Genomic DNA, 15,019 nt, shown 5'->3' on the forward strand with positions numbered 1-15,019 from the left:
GGATGCACTATAAAATCGCGCTCTGCGACGACGCGCCGGCCGACCGGGCTCTGCTGGACGGGCTGGTGCGTCGCTGGGCCGAAGGGGCCGGGCACACGATCCAGCTGGCGGCCTTTGAATCGGCGGAACAGTTTCTCTTCCACTATGCAGAGGAGAACGACTACGATATCCTTCTTTTGGATGTAGAAATGGGCGGAATGGACGGGGTAGCCCTGGCCAAGGAGATCCGCAAACAAAACGAGGCGGTGCAGATCGTCTTTATCACCGGGTACTCGGACTACATCGCCGAGGGGTATGAGGTGGCGGCCCTCCACTACCTGATGAAGCCGGTCCGGGAGGAAAAACTCTTCTCGGTGCTGGATCGGGCCGCCGAAAAAGCCGCCAAAAACGAGCGGGTGCTCCACCTAGTCACCGGGGGCGAGATGATCCAGCTGCCCATCCACAAGCTCCGCTACGCCGAGGTGATGGGAAACTACGTCACCCTCCACGCTGGGGAGGAGATCACCGTCAAGATGACCCTTTCCGAGCTGGAGAGCCAGCTGGACGAGCGGTTTTACCGGGCGGGGCGGTCGCTGCTGGTGAACCTGACCCAGATCAGCCGGGTGACCAAAACCGAGATCCGTCTCTTGGACGGGACGGCCATTCACCTGCCCCGGGGGGCCTACGAGGGGGTCAACCGGGCCATCATCGCCATGAACTGAGCCATAAATCGAGAAAGAGGGAAGCCGGAATGGGCTTTTTATCCAAGCGGATTGACAAACAGCTGGCCTCCTACCAGCAGGAATTGATCGAGACCCACTACCGCGAAGTAGAGAACATGTACCGCCAGGTGCGGGGCTGGCGCCACGACTACCGCAACCACATCCAGACCATGAAGGCCTACGCCGCCGCCGGGGACTGGGAGGCCATCAAAAACTATCTGGACCTTCTGGACACCGACCTGAACACGGTGGATACCGTCATCAAAACCGGCAACGCCATGACCGACGCCATCCTGAACAGCAAGATCTCCCTGGCCAAGTCCAAGGACATCCAGGTCTCGGCGGACGCCCACATCCCGGTGAAACTGAAAATCTCCGAGATTGACCTGTGCTGCATCCTGGGCAACCTCTTCGACAACGCCATCGACGCCAGCATGAAGCTGCCCCCCGACCAGCGGCTGATCCGGGTCTATATGGACATGAAGGGCACCCAGCTGTACATCTCCTTCACCAACTTCACCGCCGGGAAGAAGCTGGAAAAGGTGGGCGGACTCTTCCGCACCACCAAGGGGGAGGGCCACGGCTTCGGGCTGGTGCGGATCGACGCCATCGTGGAACGGCTGGAAGGATACATCAGCCGGAACAGCGAGGACGGGGCCTTCACCACCGAGATCCTGCTGCCCCAGGTATAAGAATCTGCAATTCGTCCCCCGGAAATGACAATTCATCCCCAAAAGGCCCGCTCCGGCGGGTCTTTTGCTATACTGTGGCCGTGAGGTGAACAACAGATGACACAGACAAAACAAACAACCCAAAAGCCGGCGTACAACGTTTGGCAAAACGTCCGGTTTATGATCGGCCACGCCTGGCACAGCTGCAAAAGCGTCCTCTGGCTTTGCCTGGCGGTGGTAGGGGTCAGCCTGGGGCTGAACTTGGCCCAGCTCTTTATCGCACCAATGGTGCTGGCCCGGGTGGAGCAGCACGCTCCCCTGCCCCAGCTCCTGGGAACCATTGGATTTTTCGCACTGGTGCTGGCAATTCTCAGCGGTCTGCAGGGCTATCTGAAAGAGAACACCATGTATGGGCGGGTGGGTGTTCGACTCTCCATCATAAACGCCATCAGCGAGAAAGCCTGCACAACCTCCTACCCCAACACCCGGGACCCAGTAACCCTCAAGCTGCTGGAAAAAGCCCGATACGCCTGCCGTTCCAACTCCCGCCCGGCGGAACACATTTGGGAAACGCTGACCCAGCTCCTTTTAAATCTAGCCGGGTTTTCGGTCTATCTGGCCCTGGTGTCGGGGTTAAATTTTGGGCTGGTTTTAGCGGTGGCGGCCACCACAGCGGTGGGATTCTTCGTCAGCCGCCGGATCAACGAGTGGGGTTACCGCCACCGGGAGGCAGAGGCCACCTATCAGAAACAAATCCAGTATGTCCGAGACAAGGCGGAGTCCATCCACTTGGCCAAGGACATCCGCATCTTCGGGCTGGGGTCCTGGGTGGAGGATCTCTATAACAGTGCCCTGCGGCTGTATGCTGCCTTCGTTAACCGTCGAGAGAAGATTTACACCAGGGCCTGTGCGGTGGATGCCGTTCTGACTCTGGCCCGCAACAGCATCGCCTATTTTTATCTCATCCGGTTAACCCTGGCCGAGGGACTCCCGGCCTCCCAGTTCCTGCTCTACTTCTCGGCATTCAGCAGTTTTTCCACCTGGGTGACGGGCATTTTGCAGCAGGCTACCACTCTGCGGCAGGAGAGCCTGGATCTGTCCAGTATCCAGGAATACCTGCATCTGCCTGAGCCCTTCCGCTTTGAGGGCGGCCAGCCCATTCCTCAGTCCGACGCCTATGAGCTGCGGTTGGACCATGTTTCCTTCCGTTACCCCGGCACCGACCGTCTTATCCTGCGGGACATCGACCTGATCATCCGCCCTGGCGAAAAGATCGCTGTGGTGGGTCTGAATGGCGCGGGCAAAACCACCCTGGTAAAAATTCTCTGCGGCTTCTACGACCCCGACGAGGGCCGGGTGCTTTTGAATGGCACTGACATCCGGGAATTTAACCGTCAAGACTACTACCGGCTGTTCTCCACCGTCTTTCAGGAGAGTTCCATCCTGGACATCACCGTGGCCGAGACGGTGGCCCAGGCAGTCGAAAATATCGACATGGACCGTGTGAAGGACTGTATTGCCAAGGCAGGCCTCACCGAAAAGATCGAATCCCTGCCCCAGGGTTACGGCGCCCACATCGGGAAAAACATCTATCTGGACGGCATCGAATTCTCCGGCGGCCAGACCCAGCGGCTGATGCTGGCCCGGGCCCTCTATAAAAACGGGCCGTTCCTGGTTCTGGACGAACCCACGGCCGCCCTCGACCCCATCGCCGAAAATGACATCTACCAGAAGTACAACGAGATGACCACCGGCAAATCCTCGGTGTTCATCTCCCACCGGCTGGCCTCTACCCGCTTCTGTGACCGTATCCTGTTCTTAAAGGACGGGGTTATCGCCGAGGAAGGCACCCATGACCAGCTACTTGCCCAGGGCGGCGGCTATGCCAAGTTGTTCGACATCCAGGCGCGGTATTATCAGGAAGGGAGGGATCTGGATGAAATCCAGCTCTGAGAAAATCACCCTGAAAGAAACTATGCAAATTCATTTCCGGGCATATCGGGACCTGCGGCCCTACTGCCCCGGCGCCTTTGCTTCCACAGCAGCCTATGCCGCGGTTAACGCTCTCGGGCCCTATGTCACCGTTTATCTCTCCTCCCAGCTCATCAACGAGCTGGCGGGGGCCCGCCGGCCCGAAATCCTCTGGCCCCTGGTGGGGCTAACACTGGCGGTGGGGGCTGGTCTGGTGCTCCTGACCGGGGCCCTGCTCCACTGGAAAAAGGCCATGACTGACCGGTACGAACAGGCCAAGGAGAAAATCTACACCGACAAAATGCTCTCTTTAGACTATGCCGATGTGGACAAGGCCGAGACCCACGACCTGCTCTCCCAGATTCGGCAGAACGAACGGTGGGCCAGCTGGGGGTTCCTCATGCTACTGGACGCCTTCGGCGAGATGGTCGGGGGTGCCGTGGGGGTTCTGGGAGCCATTGTCCTGACAGTTAGCCTATTTACTCTGCCGGTGCCCTCGTCGGCCGGTCAGCTGACCCTTTTAAATCACCCGCTTTTCGTTCTGCTGCTGGTAGCTGCGCTGGCAGGCGTCACCTTTTTGTCTCCCCTCTGCCTCAACCAAGGCAACAAATATTGGGCCAGTCTCTCAGAGGATGCTAAATTTTCCAATCGCTTCTTCAGAGCGTTTGGCTTTTTGGGGGACGAAAAAGAAACCAACCTGGATATCCGAATGTATAATCAGCAAAAAATCTCTATTCCCTGTCTAAAACATAACTTCCTCTTTAATACAGACGGTATAGTTGCTCGGACAGCCCGGGGGCCGATGGGCGGCTGGATGGCGCTGGGTTACTCCCTTAGCGCCGTATTGACCGGGCTGGTCTATGTTTTCGTCTGCCTGAAAGCCTGGGCCGGTGCCTTCGGCGTCGGCTCAGTGACCCAGTACGTAGGGGCGGTCACCGCCCTGAGCACCAGCGTTTCCACCCTGGTGGAGCGTGTAGGCATCCTGAAAAGCAACACAACCTTTATGCGAACCATCTACCAATTTTTGGATATCCCCAACCAGATGTACCAGGGCAGTCTGACCACCGAAAAGCGATCTGACCGCCAGTATGAGGTGGAGTTCCGGGATGTGTCTTTTAAATACCCCGGTTCCAGTGTCTGGGCCCTGCGGCACGTGAACATGAAGTTCAAAGTAGGCGAACGGATGGCCGTTGTGGGCGAAAACGGCAGTAGCAAGACCACCTTCATCAAGCTGCTGTGCCGTCTCTATGACCCCCAGGAGGGTCAAATTCTCCTGAACGGCATCGACATCCGCAAATACAACTACCGGGACTACATGAACCTGTTCTCGGTGGTGTTCCAGGACTTCCAGCTGCTGGCCCAGCCCCTGGGGGCGAATGTGGCGGGAGCTCAGACCTACGACCGTGCCAAGGTCCGCCAGGCTCTGGAGGATGCCGGTTTCGGTGACCGGCTGGCCAAGATGCCCCAGGGTTTGGATACCATGCTGTACAAAGAGTTCGCCACCGATGGCGTGGATGTGTCGGGCGGCGAGGCACAGAAAATCGCCATCGCCCGCACCCTCTACAAGGACGCACCTTTCCTGATTCTGGACGAACCCACCGCCGCCCTGGACCCCATCGCCGAGGCGGAGATCTATTCCAAATTCAACGAGATCGCCGGAGACAAGACCGCCGTCTACATCAGCCACCGGCTCTCCTCCTGCAAGTTCTGCGACGAGATCGCGGTCTTTGACCATGGTCAGATTGTCCAGCAGGGCAGTCATGACCGGCTGCTGGCCGACGAGGGAGGCAAGTATTACGCCCTCTGGATGGCCCAGGCCCAGTATTACACCGCCCCGGCCGCCCAGGAGGCCTGACCGGCGGATGGATTTTTGTGGTCGTTTGTGCTAAAATGGGCGAGGGCAGGGCCATTTGCGTCACAAGAGAAAGGAATCCATATGAACCCCACAAGAGAAATCGACGAACAATTTTCCGCGCTGTTTTCGGTGTTCCACCCCTTTTCCCAGCATCTGACCAAGCGGGAGGATAACCAGCTGCGGGACAAATACGACCACAACGCATTCATGTACACCGGGCAGCCCTCGGCCCAGGAGATCCGGCAGGCGCTGGCCTACCAGCAGGCCCGGGGCGACAACTTCCTTAAACTGGAAGGGTACGGGCCGCTGGCAAACGCCTTCGGGATGGAACCGGATGCTACCCTGACCATGGTTCTGCCCAAAACGGCGGAGATCGCCGGCTGGAAAATCAACCCGGCCGTCACCCTCGGGGCGCCGGATTTTGACCAGCTGGAACGCCACGAGCTGAAATACTACGGCCCCTTGTACGGCGAGGATTTCACCATCCGGAACAACCGCCGCCTGCGGGAAAAGCTGACCTACCGGGGGGCTTATCTGGAGGGGAAGCTGGTGGGCTCCTGCTATGTTTACTCCGCCGGCGGGTACACCTGCATGGACAGCCTGGTGGTGGACGAGGACTACCGCCACCGGTATGTGGCCACCACCCTGCTCCGGCAGATCGCCGAAGAGGCCCGGGCCGAGGGGAAGGTTCTTTACCTCCACGCCGACCCGGACGACACCCCCAAGGACATGTACGCCCGGATGGGGTTTGAAGTGGTGGACAAGGTATACGAATACCTCTGCACCGATTTCAAGGAATTGAAGCTGGATTAAAAACCAAACAAAGAGAGGACGCACCTTTTTGAGGGTACGTCCTCTTTTTTTGTCCGCCGGGGCGGGAATATGGGTTTCTGATAGAAGTCCGTTCAATGGTTTTCCATAGTTTTAAGGCTTCGGAGCTCTTTCCGAATGACTACCACTGAGGTCACAAAGGCGATGAAGTCCGCCACCGGGGCCGCATACAGGATGCCGTCCATCCCCAAAAAGAGGGGCAGGATCAGCAGCAGCGGCACCAGAAAGAATACCTGTCGTGTCAGAGAAAGCAAAATCCCCCGCACCGGCTTCCCAATGGCGGCAAAAAAATTGGAGGAAAGGAGCTGGACACAGTTGATCATTACCATCAGCAGGTAGCAGCGCATGAACCGGACTCCAAATTCAAAATAAAGCTGGTCGCCGGTACCGAAAAGAGAGACAATCTGCCGGGGGAAAATCTGAAAGGCGGCAAACCCCACCGCCGAGACCGCCAGACTGATCCGGATTGCCAGGCTGTATGTACCCCGAACCCGGGCATACTGCCCCGCGCCATAGTTGAAGCTAATGATGGGCTGGGCCCCCTGAGAGATGCCCACAATCACGCTGGTGAGAATCGCATTGATCTTGATCACAATGCCGCTGGTGGCCAGCGGGATTTCGCTGCCGTAGATGGAAAGCGCCCCATAATATTTCAGAGAGTTGTTCAGCACAATCTGAACCACCGTCATAGCCAGCTGATTAAAGCTGTTGCTCAGCCCCAGGGCGGCGATCCGTCTCCACTCATCCCAGCAAATACCAAAGTCTGCCGCCGTGAGCCGGATGCTCCGGAACCGTTTGAGGTAGGCCAGGCCCATCACACAGGAGGCGGCCTGGCCCAGCACCGTGGCCCAGGCCGCGCCCGCCCCCCCATTTGCAGACAAAGATGAATACCGGGTCCAAAATGGTGTTGATCACCGCGCCCAGCAGCATACAGAGCATGGAATAGGTGGGGCGGCCATCCGCCCGGGCCAGGTTGCTCATTCCGTTGATGATAATCAGCAGAGGCATGCCCACCGCCGTAATCCGGGTGTAGGACAGCGCATAGGGCAGCACATCGGGGGTAGCGCCGAACAGATCCAGCAGCGGCGTGGCAAACAGCTCGATACACACCGCATAGAATACGCCCAGCACCACCATCATGGTCACGGCCGATCCCACCGTCCGCCGGGCCTGGGCGCTCTCCCCCGCCCCCAGACTCAGGTTAAACCGTGCGGCGCTGCCAATGCCGATCAGAAGGGCGATGGACATGCAGATAGTGGTCAAGGGATAGGCCACATTGGTGGCCGCGTTGCCCAGGTACCCAACCCCCTGCCCAATGAAAATCTGGTCTACAATGTTGTACAGCGAGCTGACCAGCATGGCCAGAACGCTGGGGATCGCAAAGGTCCGCAAAAGTTGGGGCAGCGGTTTGCTGCCCAGTGGGTTTTCAGTCTGATTCATCCGTCATTTCCTCCTCATTCCGCTCCACCGCCCGCTGTGCTATCTTTTCGAGGGTTTCCAGCAGCGCTTCCCGCTGGTCCGGTTCCACCCCCTCCAGCAAAAAGTCCTGCCATTCGGCGCGCAGCTGGCACAGCGCCGGATAGACCTCCTCTGCGCGCTGGGTCGGGAAAAGCCGGAAGGTCCGGCGGTCCCGGGAATTGCTCTGCCGCTGGAGAAAGCCCAGCTTTTCCAGCGCGGTGATGGTCCGGGTAACATTGCTGGGGTTCACCATAAACAGCTGCAAAAACTGGTCCTGGGTGATCCCCGGGTTCTCACACACCCGGATCACGTACATACATTGACTGCCCGTCAGGCCATAGGGTTTGAGCACCCGATCCATATGCATCAGGGTGTAGCGATACCCCACCGACAGGGATTTCACAAGATCTTTCATTCAAATGTCACTTCCTTTGCTACCCTGATTATAGCACAAACTATTTGCATCCGCAAATAGAATATTGCATCCGCAAATAGTTTCCTCTTGGTGCAAACCCACAAAACGCATCCGCCCCCGGTCCCGAAGGACCAGGGGCGGATGCAGGGATTAGGATAAAAAATTAGGAGGGATGGCTTTGTTACCGGATCGCGCCCACCAGGATGGCCAGGGCCAGGATCGCAATGTTGCTGACGGTCTGGATCACCGCCGCCTTATTGCAGTACTCGTTGATATCCAGATCCAGCAGGCTGGTGCCCACATGGGTGGTTGCAGTAAAGGGAGAGGAGCCGGTGGCCAGGGTCATATTGCAGACAAAGGGAGCGATGACGTCGGTGCCCGCCAGGCCGAACCGTGCGCCGATGGCCACCAGAACCGGGTACATGGAGTTGTAGATCCGGTTGGGGATAAAGCGGATGACAACCACGATAACCACGCCCAGAATGATGTGGATGTACCGGGTCAGGAACTCGGGCACGCTGTTGATGGTGGATTCTGCCAGAGACTGGACCATGCCGGTGCCCTGGAAGATGCCGATGAAGAAGGAGATGCCGATGAGCATCATCAGGGTATTAAAGAAACGGTTGCCCGCCTGGGCCAGCAGTTTCTTGCAGTCCGCGGGGTTGGGGTAGTCCACAACGATGGTGACGAAGGATGCCAGAATGAACACCAGGTAGGCCGGCATCACATTCAGGGACAGCAGCGCGATGACCACCGCAAAGACGATCAGGTTGAACCAGAACAGCTTGGGGCGGCTGAAGTCTTCTTTCTTGCCCTTGCCCGCTGCATCCGGGGTCTCGGCAGCGTCCTCGTCGGTCCACTCAATGGACATCAGGCCGCCCGAACGCTTGTGCTGGAACCCGAAATAGATCCACTGCAAAACAATCACCGGGATAAAGCAGAGGGCCACCGGGATCAGACGCTGCGACAGTTCCAGCGCGTTGACCCCCGCATACATGGAGGAGTTGACCACCGCGATGCCCCAGGGCAGAAAGCACATGGCGGCAATGGCCGTCTGGGCAATGATCATGGCCGAGGCGCAGTCAAATTTCATCTTTTTGTAGAAGGGCAGCATGATGGGGAAAACAATCAGATAGGCGGTGACAACGGTGGCGGTCAGCATGCCGATGGCGGCGATCAGGCTTGTCATAGCCATCACGATGAAAATATTCATCCGGCCGCGGGTCACCCGGAGCAGCCCTTTGACCAGGGTGTTGAACATGCCGGTCTGACTGAGCATATTGAAGTAAATCATGGCGAACAAGCACATATAGCCCGCTGCTTGCATGGCGGTGTTGACCTGCTTGATGAACATATCGCCGATCTCGGTGAAGCTGTATCCCAGCAGCAGCGCACAGAACACCGGAACGATGTACAGCGCATACTGCATGGGGACCCGTTTCACAAACAACGAACCAATGACCAACGCGATCATCAGGATCGCAACCAATGTAGGACTCATAACATTTCCTCCTGATCTGCCTGATTTCCAGGCATTGTAAAATCCAACCGAACCATGTAAGATAGAGAATAAGATCGAAAAAGGGACAAGGGAGAGGGAAAATCATGCTGTACCAGACCAACGCCGCCAAAGAGAACATGAAGGTCCAGCTGCGCACAGAGGCCGCCCCGGTGTATGTGGAATCCTATGTCTATGAGCCGGGTTTCTTCCGGTTCAACTGGCACAGCTCCTATGAACTGCTGGCGGTTCTCTGTGGGGCGGTGGGCGTCTACCGCGACGCCCAGGTCCGCCGTTTGGAAACCGACGACCTGGTGCTCATCAATCCCCAGCAGGGGCACGCCACCATTGCCGCCCAGCCCGGCACCCGGCTGCTGCTTTTGCATCTTCTCCCGGAAAGCCTCTGGCCCGGCGAGGATATCCCCCGCTTCCTCTGCTGCAGCACAGCCGAGGACCGCAACACCCTGCCTTTTTTTAAGCTGCGGTATTACATGGCCGCTCTTTATACCGGCCTTTCCAAAGGGGACAAGGCCGGCCAAAGCGCAGCCCTCGGGGCACAGTACTGCATCGGGTCCCTGCTGCTGGAGCATTTTCCCCAGCAGGAAAGCCGCCGCAGCTCTGCCCAGGACCCCGAGGTCTCTCAGGCGCTCCAGCGGCATCTCGCAACCTTTACCAATCTTTGACCGAGCCGTCGAAGGCCCGCCGGGCCGCCGCTCCTCCCCGTTCGTTGGCGGGGTAGCGTTCCTCTGCATCGTCGGCCAGCTCGATGCCAATGCCGGGGGCTTCTGGCAGAAGCAGGCAGCCATCTTTATACCGCAGCGGGCTGCGGACCATGGCGTCCTCGGCTCCATTCAGGCAGAAGCCCGGCAGTTCCTGGATGCCCAGGTTGGGGATGCAGGCGCAAAGCTGGAGGCAGGCCGCCGTCGAAACCGGGCCCAGGGGGTTATGGGGGATGACCAGCACATCGTGGGCCTCCGCCAGGGCGCAGATCTTCTTTGCGGTGGTGATGCCGCCCACCGCGCAGACGTCCGGCCGGACATACTGGACGGCGTGGCGATCCATCAGGACCTCAAATTCCCGCAGATTGGTGAACCGCTCGCCCGAAGCAATGGGCACCCCCACCTTGGAAGCTACTTCGGCCATGGTGTCGTAGTTGTCCGGCGGAACGGGATCTTCCAGCACCATCGGGCGGTAAGCTTCCACCGCCCGGCCAAAGGTCACAGCCTCGGGCAGGGTCATCCCCCGGTGCACCTCCAGGATCAGGTCAAAATCCTTGCCCACGGCCTCCCGGCAGAGACGGACCTTCTCCAGCTCGTCCTCGATCCGGCCGCAGAAGAACTCGTCCCGCCCTTCCTTCTGGCTGCGCATTGGCCCGTTGACAAAGATCTTGGCCGCCGTAAAGCCCATCTCCTTGAGCTGGCGGTAGCTGTTCACCAGGCTCTCGGGGTCGGTCTCCTTGCTCATGGGAGAAGCGTAGACCCGGACCTTGTCCCGGACCCGGCCGCCCAGCAGTTCATAGACCGGCACACCCAGCTTTTTGCCCTTGATATCCCAGAGGGCAATGTCAATGGCTGAGATGGCCGACATAATCACCGAGCCCCGGAAATACTGGGCCCGCATGAAATTCTGGTTAAAATCTTCAATCCGGAAGGGATCTTTGCCGATGAGATATCCCGCCAGCTTTTCGATGGCTGCGGCTGTCGCGTTGAGATAGGCCCAGTTGCCCGCCTCGCCCAGGCCGACGATGCCTTCGTCGGTATGAATCTGAACAAAGAGGTAATGTTTGGCTTTTCGAAGGGTCACATCGGTGATTTTCATAAAGTCGTCTCCTTTCGGGGATTCAGATGCTGGTCAATAAACGCCGCGTGAAGGGCCAGGGCTTCCCGTCATTCCCCGCCGCGGTTGATGGTAAACCCATGCTGGGAGCGGGCGAACCGGCAGGTGGTGACCGTCACCCCTGCCGCCGCCAGCTTGAGGGCGAACTGCTCATCCTCTTGGCAGAGCTTGTCTTTTCCGGCCGAGAGGATCAGGGCGTCCGGGAAGGAAGCCAGCTGCTCCCGCGAAGCAAAAATGGGCGAGATCAGGATTTCTTTGGCGTCGTGGTCCCGGGTATAAAAGAGGTTATACATCCGGCCCATCTCGGCCCGGCGGGCCTCCTTTTCGTCGGCCCGCTGGGCTTCGGTCAGCTTGTCCATGGGGTCGGCCGCCATATCCGCCGGGAAGTATTCCATCAATACAGCGGCGGGCTTCACAATCCCCCGTTCCGCCGCCAGCAGGCAGACATCCGCCACCAGATTTCCTCCCGCGCTATGCCCCAGCAGGAGAATCCGCTCCGGGTCCGCCCCCAGGCTCTCCGTCTGTTCAAAGGCCTGCCGGGCCACCGCCCAGGCATCCTCCACCGCCGCCGGGAAAGGCTCTTCCGGCGCCAGGGCGTAGTCCACATCCCAGACCAGCGCCCCAAAGAGATCTGCCAGCCAGGCGCAATAGACGCCGTCCCGGTCGGCGCGGCCCTTGACGAAGCCGCCCCCGTGGAAGTTGACGAAGAACGGGCAGTTGGGTTCCAGCCCACGCTGGGGACGCAGCTCGTAGACTGTTACGCTCCGGCCGCCCTCGGAGGGCAGATGCAGAATCTTTTCCTCCACAGAGCGGTGTTCCGGGGGCTGTTCCATGGGCGGAAAGCCCCGTTCCCGCATCGCCTGAGCGTGCTGTAGCATTTCTTCATTGGTCATCATTACAACAAGCACCTCTTTCTATTAAGCCGTCAAAACGCGGGATACACCGTCGCGGGATACACCGTCATGGTGTAAAAAATGTACACAACCGAGAGCAGAATGGTGATCGCCCAGCCCGATTTCAGGATGGACCGCAGATCGTAGCCTCCTTCGCCCATGCACATCGCCACCGCAGGGGTTGCCATCGGCGTAAGGAAGGCCGTCAGGCTGCCGGCGCTGACCAGAAGAATCAGGCCAATGGGGTTGGCGCCCAGGGCCTGGCAGGTCAGCAGGCAGATGGGGGTAAAAATCTGGTTGACCGCACGGTTGAGCATGAACTGGGTGATGATAAAGGGCACCAGGAAGAACAGAGCCCCCAGCAGGTAGTTGTTGGTGGTTCCGCCTACGATCCTCGCCAGCCAGTTGCCCACCACCGTGCCGGCGCCGGTCTCGGTCAGGGCCGTACCCAGGCCCAGCGCACCCACAAAGAGGAGAATCATATCCCAGGGGATCTCTTTGAGAGCGGTACGGTGGTCCAGTGCACCGCAGCAGACCATCAGCAGACCGCCCGCAAAGGCGACAAACCAGGTCTCAAGCCCCAGCGGGCCGGCGAAGATCATGGCAAAGATATCTGCAAAGAAGATAAAGATCGCCGCTTTGTCCTGAAAAGGAGTCAGGGGTTTGCGCTCCCGACTCTTTCCGGTGCCCGCACCAGAAAGAGCCGCCGCAGGCTCCTGGGGAGTAACCCGGGGCCCCATAAAGATGGCCCAGAGCGGGAGCACCAGCAGCATCGGCGCCTTGCCGATAAAGTAGTCGGTGGCGGAGATGGTCTGGGAAAAACCGTAAGTATCCAGGAAGCCCTGGGCCTGGCTGGCCTGCTGGACGGCAGAAGCAAAGGGCAGCAGGCCAAAGCAGCCGACGCAAACCACCATGGTGGGGAAGATCACCCGGGAACGGCTGGTCCCGGTTCGCTCGCACAGGGCCACCAGCAGCGAACAGATGATTGCAAAGGTCGCCACCGGGCTGGAGATCAAATTGGTAAGCAGAACGGCCAGCACGATATAGGCGGCATAGGCTTTCTGAAAAGAACCGCCGCTGACCCGAATCACGCCGTCGCACATCCGCTGCACAAAGCTGGTGCGCTGAAACCCGGCCGCCACCAGGAACATCCCCGCCATCAGGACGGTATTGGTGTTGGAGAAACCAGACAGGGCCGCCGCCGCATCCATACAGCCGGTGAGATAGAGCGCCGCAAGAGATACCATCGAAGTAATCCACATGGGGATTCGATTCAGGATATAGCTGAGCAGGGTCAAACAAAAGATGACAATGCAGCTGATCAATTTTATGTCCATGATCAAACCTCTTTCCACTGTAAAATCGAAGATCGGGGTTGCAACCTGTAGCTTTGATAAAAGGATACCAACGCGCCGCAAAAAAGTCGTTGATATTCTTTCACGACTATGATATCCTCCAAAAAGAAAAACCAAAAACGGCGTCAAACCTTTCCCCTCTCCCACCCAAAAATCGATTCGGCAGATTGTATAGCGGAGCCGCTCATGATTTGTCAAAACGTCTATCCAGTGTGAATTTTTTCGCCTGTTTTGTCTGGACAATCCGGCCCGGCGGGACCAAAGAGCCTTTGTCCCCCGCTGGGAGAAAGATCTAAAAATTTGCACCGGGAAAAAATTCAGATTCCTCTTCCTCAAAAATTTTACAGAAAGGATCTGCACCATGGCTTTTCCCCTGAAACTGACCGCGCCGGACGGGACTGTGCTGGCCCAGGCATACATTCACCAGATGCTGAATTTCCGCTACCACTGGCACCGCCAGGAATACGAGCTGTTCCTGCTGCTCCAGGGCCGGGCGATCGTCAACCGCGGGGAAGAAATTTGGGATCTTTCCCCTGGAGATCTGCTGCTGATCGATCCAGGCTGCGCCCATGCCTCCTGCGCACAACAGCCCGGGACCCGCGCACTGATCCTCCGTTTTTCTGCTTTTGCGCTTCCCTCCGCCGTGAAAGCCGGCCAATGCCCCTCCTTTTCCTCCTGTGTGGCAACCCAGGCACAGTCTCTCCCGCAGGCCGGCAGGCTCCGCCCTGTGCCGCCGGGATCGTCACCGAACTGGCCCTGGACGATCCTTTTTCCCGCCTCAGCGCCCAGAGCTGGTTCCAGCTTTTGACCGCATGTCTCTGCCGGTATTTTTCCGGCCCCACCATCCTTTGTGCCACCGAGCTGGAAGGGGCCTCCACCGGGGCCGACCGGATCACCGAGTATTTGCATCTCCACTACGCCGAAAAAGTCACCCTGAACGATCTAGCAGAATTTACCGGGTACAACCGAACCTACCTCTCCACATTCCTTAAAATTCACACCGGAACCAGCTTTCACGAATATCTCACCCGTATCCGGTTCCAGCATGCGGTCCACGATCTGACCTACACCTCCAAGACCCTAACCGAAGTCGCTCTGGACAACGGTTTCCCCGAACTGAAACTCTTCAACAGCCGCTTTCGCGCCACCTTCCGACAGTCTCCGGCTGAATACCGCACCCAACTGGCGCCGGAACTCACGGCCGGGCCGGATCTAGCCCGCAGTTACTGCGATCCTTGTTCTCATGAAATCCAGCAAATCCTGGAGCACTGGCTCATCGCCCCGGAAGGGTGACCCCTCTTTTCAGGCTGGCCGAGCGGTTTCTGGATTTCCCCGGCGTTTCTTCTTTTGAAGAATACAGAACAAAATAAAAAGACCGCTGCCAAATGAACCGCTCCAGTAAAAGTAGACAGTGAAAAAAGAAGGCCTCCTGTGGTAGAATAAAACTACTACAGGAGGTCTTTGCTATGCCCAGAAAATACAGCCACATTCAGGAACACGAGAAGGAAATAATAGAGCTTCGCAGCCAGGGAATG

General features: G+C 58.3%; 14 protein-coding genes and 1 pseudogene. 8 read left to right on the plus strand and 7 right to left on the minus strand.

Annotated features, from left to right (window positions below; genetic code table 11):
* Positions 1 to 2 precede the first annotated feature (2 nt).
* From JCM17207_RS08615 to JCM17207_RS08635, 5 genes are all read left to right on the plus strand, one after another.
* Positions 3 to 701, plus strand: a complete 699-nt coding sequence (locus JCM17207_RS08615; protein WP_238317258.1) for a LytR/AlgR family response regulator transcription factor — start codon at positions 3 to 5, stop codon at positions 699 to 701.
* Between the two features lie 29 nt (positions 702 to 730).
* The gene (locus JCM17207_RS08620; RefSeq protein WP_238317260.1) at positions 731 to 1,393 is read left to right on the plus strand and encodes a sensor histidine kinase; all 663 of its coding nucleotides are present in this window, start codon (positions 731 to 733) and stop codon (positions 1,391 to 1,393) included.
* A gap of 96 nt (positions 1,394 to 1,489) precedes the next feature.
* Complete coding sequence (locus JCM17207_RS08625) at positions 1,490 to 3,325, plus strand: ABC transporter ATP-binding protein (protein ID WP_238317262.1); 1,836 nt, start codon at positions 1,490 to 1,492, stop codon at positions 3,323 to 3,325.
* On the plus strand, positions 3,309 to 5,198 hold the full coding sequence (locus tag JCM17207_RS08630) for an ABC transporter ATP-binding protein (RefSeq protein WP_238317264.1): 1,890 nt from the start codon (positions 3,309 to 3,311) through the stop codon (positions 5,196 to 5,198). The genes JCM17207_RS08625 and JCM17207_RS08630 overlap by 17 nt, the downstream gene beginning before the upstream one ends.
* Positions 5,199 to 5,279: 81 nt before the next feature.
* A complete protein-coding gene (locus JCM17207_RS08635) occupies positions 5,280 to 6,011 on the plus strand; it encodes a GNAT family N-acetyltransferase (RefSeq protein ID WP_238317267.1) in 732 nt (243 codons plus the stop codon).
* 92 nt (positions 6,012 to 6,103) lie between these two features.
* Here the strand turns inward: JCM17207_RS08635 and JCM17207_RS08640 are convergent.
* From JCM17207_RS08640 to JCM17207_RS08650, 3 genes and pseudogenes are all read right to left on the minus strand, one after another.
* Positions 6,104 to 7,469, minus strand: a pseudogene (locus JCM17207_RS08640) (MATE family efflux transporter).
* Complete coding sequence (locus JCM17207_RS08645) at positions 7,456 to 7,902, minus strand: MarR family winged helix-turn-helix transcriptional regulator (RefSeq protein ID WP_238317268.1); 447 nt, start codon at positions 7,900 to 7,902, stop codon at positions 7,456 to 7,458. Before JCM17207_RS08645 ends, JCM17207_RS08640 begins: the two are co-directional and overlap by 14 nt.
* 181 nt (positions 7,903 to 8,083) lie before the next feature.
* Entirely contained in the window at positions 8,084 to 9,403 is a 1,320-nt protein-coding gene (locus JCM17207_RS08650) for an SLC13 family permease (RefSeq protein ID WP_238317269.1), read from the minus strand.
* 104 nt (positions 9,404 to 9,507) lie between these two features.
* Between JCM17207_RS08650 and JCM17207_RS08655 the strand changes: the two genes are divergently transcribed.
* Positions 9,508 to 10,083 (plus strand): AraC family ligand binding domain-containing protein, encoded by a 576-nt coding sequence (locus tag JCM17207_RS08655; RefSeq protein ID WP_238317270.1) that lies wholly within the window; start codon positions 9,508 to 9,510, stop codon positions 10,081 to 10,083.
* Here JCM17207_RS08655 and JCM17207_RS08660 read toward each other — a convergent pair.
* The 4 genes from JCM17207_RS08660 to JCM17207_RS08675 form a co-directional block, all read right to left on the minus strand.
* Entirely contained in the window at positions 10,070 to 11,218 is a 1,149-nt protein-coding gene (locus JCM17207_RS08660; RefSeq protein WP_238317271.1) for a mandelate racemase/muconate lactonizing enzyme family protein, read from the minus strand. The two genes, JCM17207_RS08655 and JCM17207_RS08660, sit on opposite strands and share 14 nt — an antisense overlap.
* 68 nt (positions 11,219 to 11,286) lie before the next feature.
* Positions 11,287 to 12,132 carry an alpha/beta hydrolase gene (locus JCM17207_RS08665; RefSeq protein ID WP_238317272.1) on the minus strand — a complete coding sequence of 282 codons (846 nt, stop codon included), beginning with the start codon at positions 12,130 to 12,132 and terminating at the stop codon, positions 11,287 to 11,289.
* Between the two features lie 29 nt (positions 12,133 to 12,161).
* On the minus strand, positions 12,162 to 13,466 hold the full coding sequence (locus JCM17207_RS08670; protein WP_238317273.1) for an SLC13 family permease: 1,305 nt from the start codon (positions 13,464 to 13,466) through the stop codon (positions 12,162 to 12,164).
* A 310-nt stretch (positions 13,467 to 13,776) separates the two neighbouring features.
* Positions 13,777 to 14,055 carry a hypothetical protein gene (locus tag JCM17207_RS08675; RefSeq protein ID WP_238317274.1) on the minus strand — a complete coding sequence of 93 codons (279 nt, stop codon included), beginning with the start codon at positions 14,053 to 14,055 and terminating at the stop codon, positions 13,777 to 13,779.
* Here JCM17207_RS08675 and JCM17207_RS13835 point away from each other — a divergent pair.
* Both JCM17207_RS13835 and JCM17207_RS13840 read left to right on the plus strand, forming a co-directional pair.
* A complete protein-coding gene (locus tag JCM17207_RS13835) occupies positions 13,954 to 14,292 on the plus strand; it encodes an AraC family ligand binding domain-containing protein (RefSeq protein ID WP_373871942.1) in 339 nt (112 codons plus the stop codon). The genes JCM17207_RS08675 and JCM17207_RS13835 overlap by 102 nt on opposite strands.
* 95 nt (positions 14,293 to 14,387) lie before the next feature.
* The gene (locus JCM17207_RS13840) at positions 14,388 to 14,777 is read left to right on the plus strand and encodes a helix-turn-helix transcriptional regulator (protein ID WP_373871943.1); all 390 of its coding nucleotides are present in this window, start codon (positions 14,388 to 14,390) and stop codon (positions 14,775 to 14,777) included.
* Positions 14,778 to 15,019 lie beyond the last annotated feature (242 nt).

This window comes from Faecalibacterium gallinarum (genome assembly GCF_022180365.1).
Classification (GTDB): domain Bacteria; phylum Bacillota; class Clostridia; order Oscillospirales; family Ruminococcaceae; genus Faecalibacterium; species Faecalibacterium gallinarum.

Bases quoted from the DNA above. Each gene is read 5' to 3' on its own strand.
- JCM17207_RS08615 (WP_238317258.1), top strand. From the start codon at position 3: ATGCACTATAAAATCGCGCTCTGCGACGACGCGCCGGCCGACCGGGCT.
- JCM17207_RS08620 (WP_238317260.1), top strand. From the start codon at position 731: ATGGGCTTTTTATCCAAGCGGATTGACAAACAGCTGGCCTCCTACCAG.
- JCM17207_RS08625 (WP_238317262.1), top strand. From the start codon at position 1,490: ATGACACAGACAAAACAAACAACCCAAAAGCCGGCGTACAACGTTTGG.
- JCM17207_RS08630 (WP_238317264.1), top strand. From the start codon at position 3,309: ATGAAATCCAGCTCTGAGAAAATCACCCTGAAAGAAACTATGCAAATT.
- JCM17207_RS08635 (WP_238317267.1), top strand. From the start codon at position 5,280: ATGAACCCCACAAGAGAAATCGACGAACAATTTTCCGCGCTGTTTTCG.
- JCM17207_RS08645 (WP_238317268.1), bottom strand. From the start codon at position 7,902: ATGAAAGATCTTGTGAAATCCCTGTCGGTGGGGTATCGCTACACCCTG.
- JCM17207_RS08650 (WP_238317269.1), bottom strand. From the start codon at position 9,403: ATGAGTCCTACATTGGTTGCGATCCTGATGATCGCGTTGGTCATTGGT.
- JCM17207_RS08655 (WP_238317270.1), top strand. From the start codon at position 9,508: ATGCTGTACCAGACCAACGCCGCCAAAGAGAACATGAAGGTCCAGCTG.
- JCM17207_RS08660 (WP_238317271.1), bottom strand. From the start codon at position 11,218: ATGAAAATCACCGATGTGACCCTTCGAAAAGCCAAACATTACCTCTTT.
- JCM17207_RS08665 (WP_238317272.1), bottom strand. From the start codon at position 12,132: ATGATGACCAATGAAGAAATGCTACAGCACGCTCAGGCGATGCGGGAA.
- JCM17207_RS08670 (WP_238317273.1), bottom strand. From the start codon at position 13,466: ATGGACATAAAATTGATCAGCTGCATTGTCATCTTTTGTTTGACCCTG.
- JCM17207_RS08675 (WP_238317274.1), bottom strand. From the start codon at position 14,055: ATGGGCGCAGCCTGGATCGATCAGCAGCAGATCTCCAGGGGAAAGATC.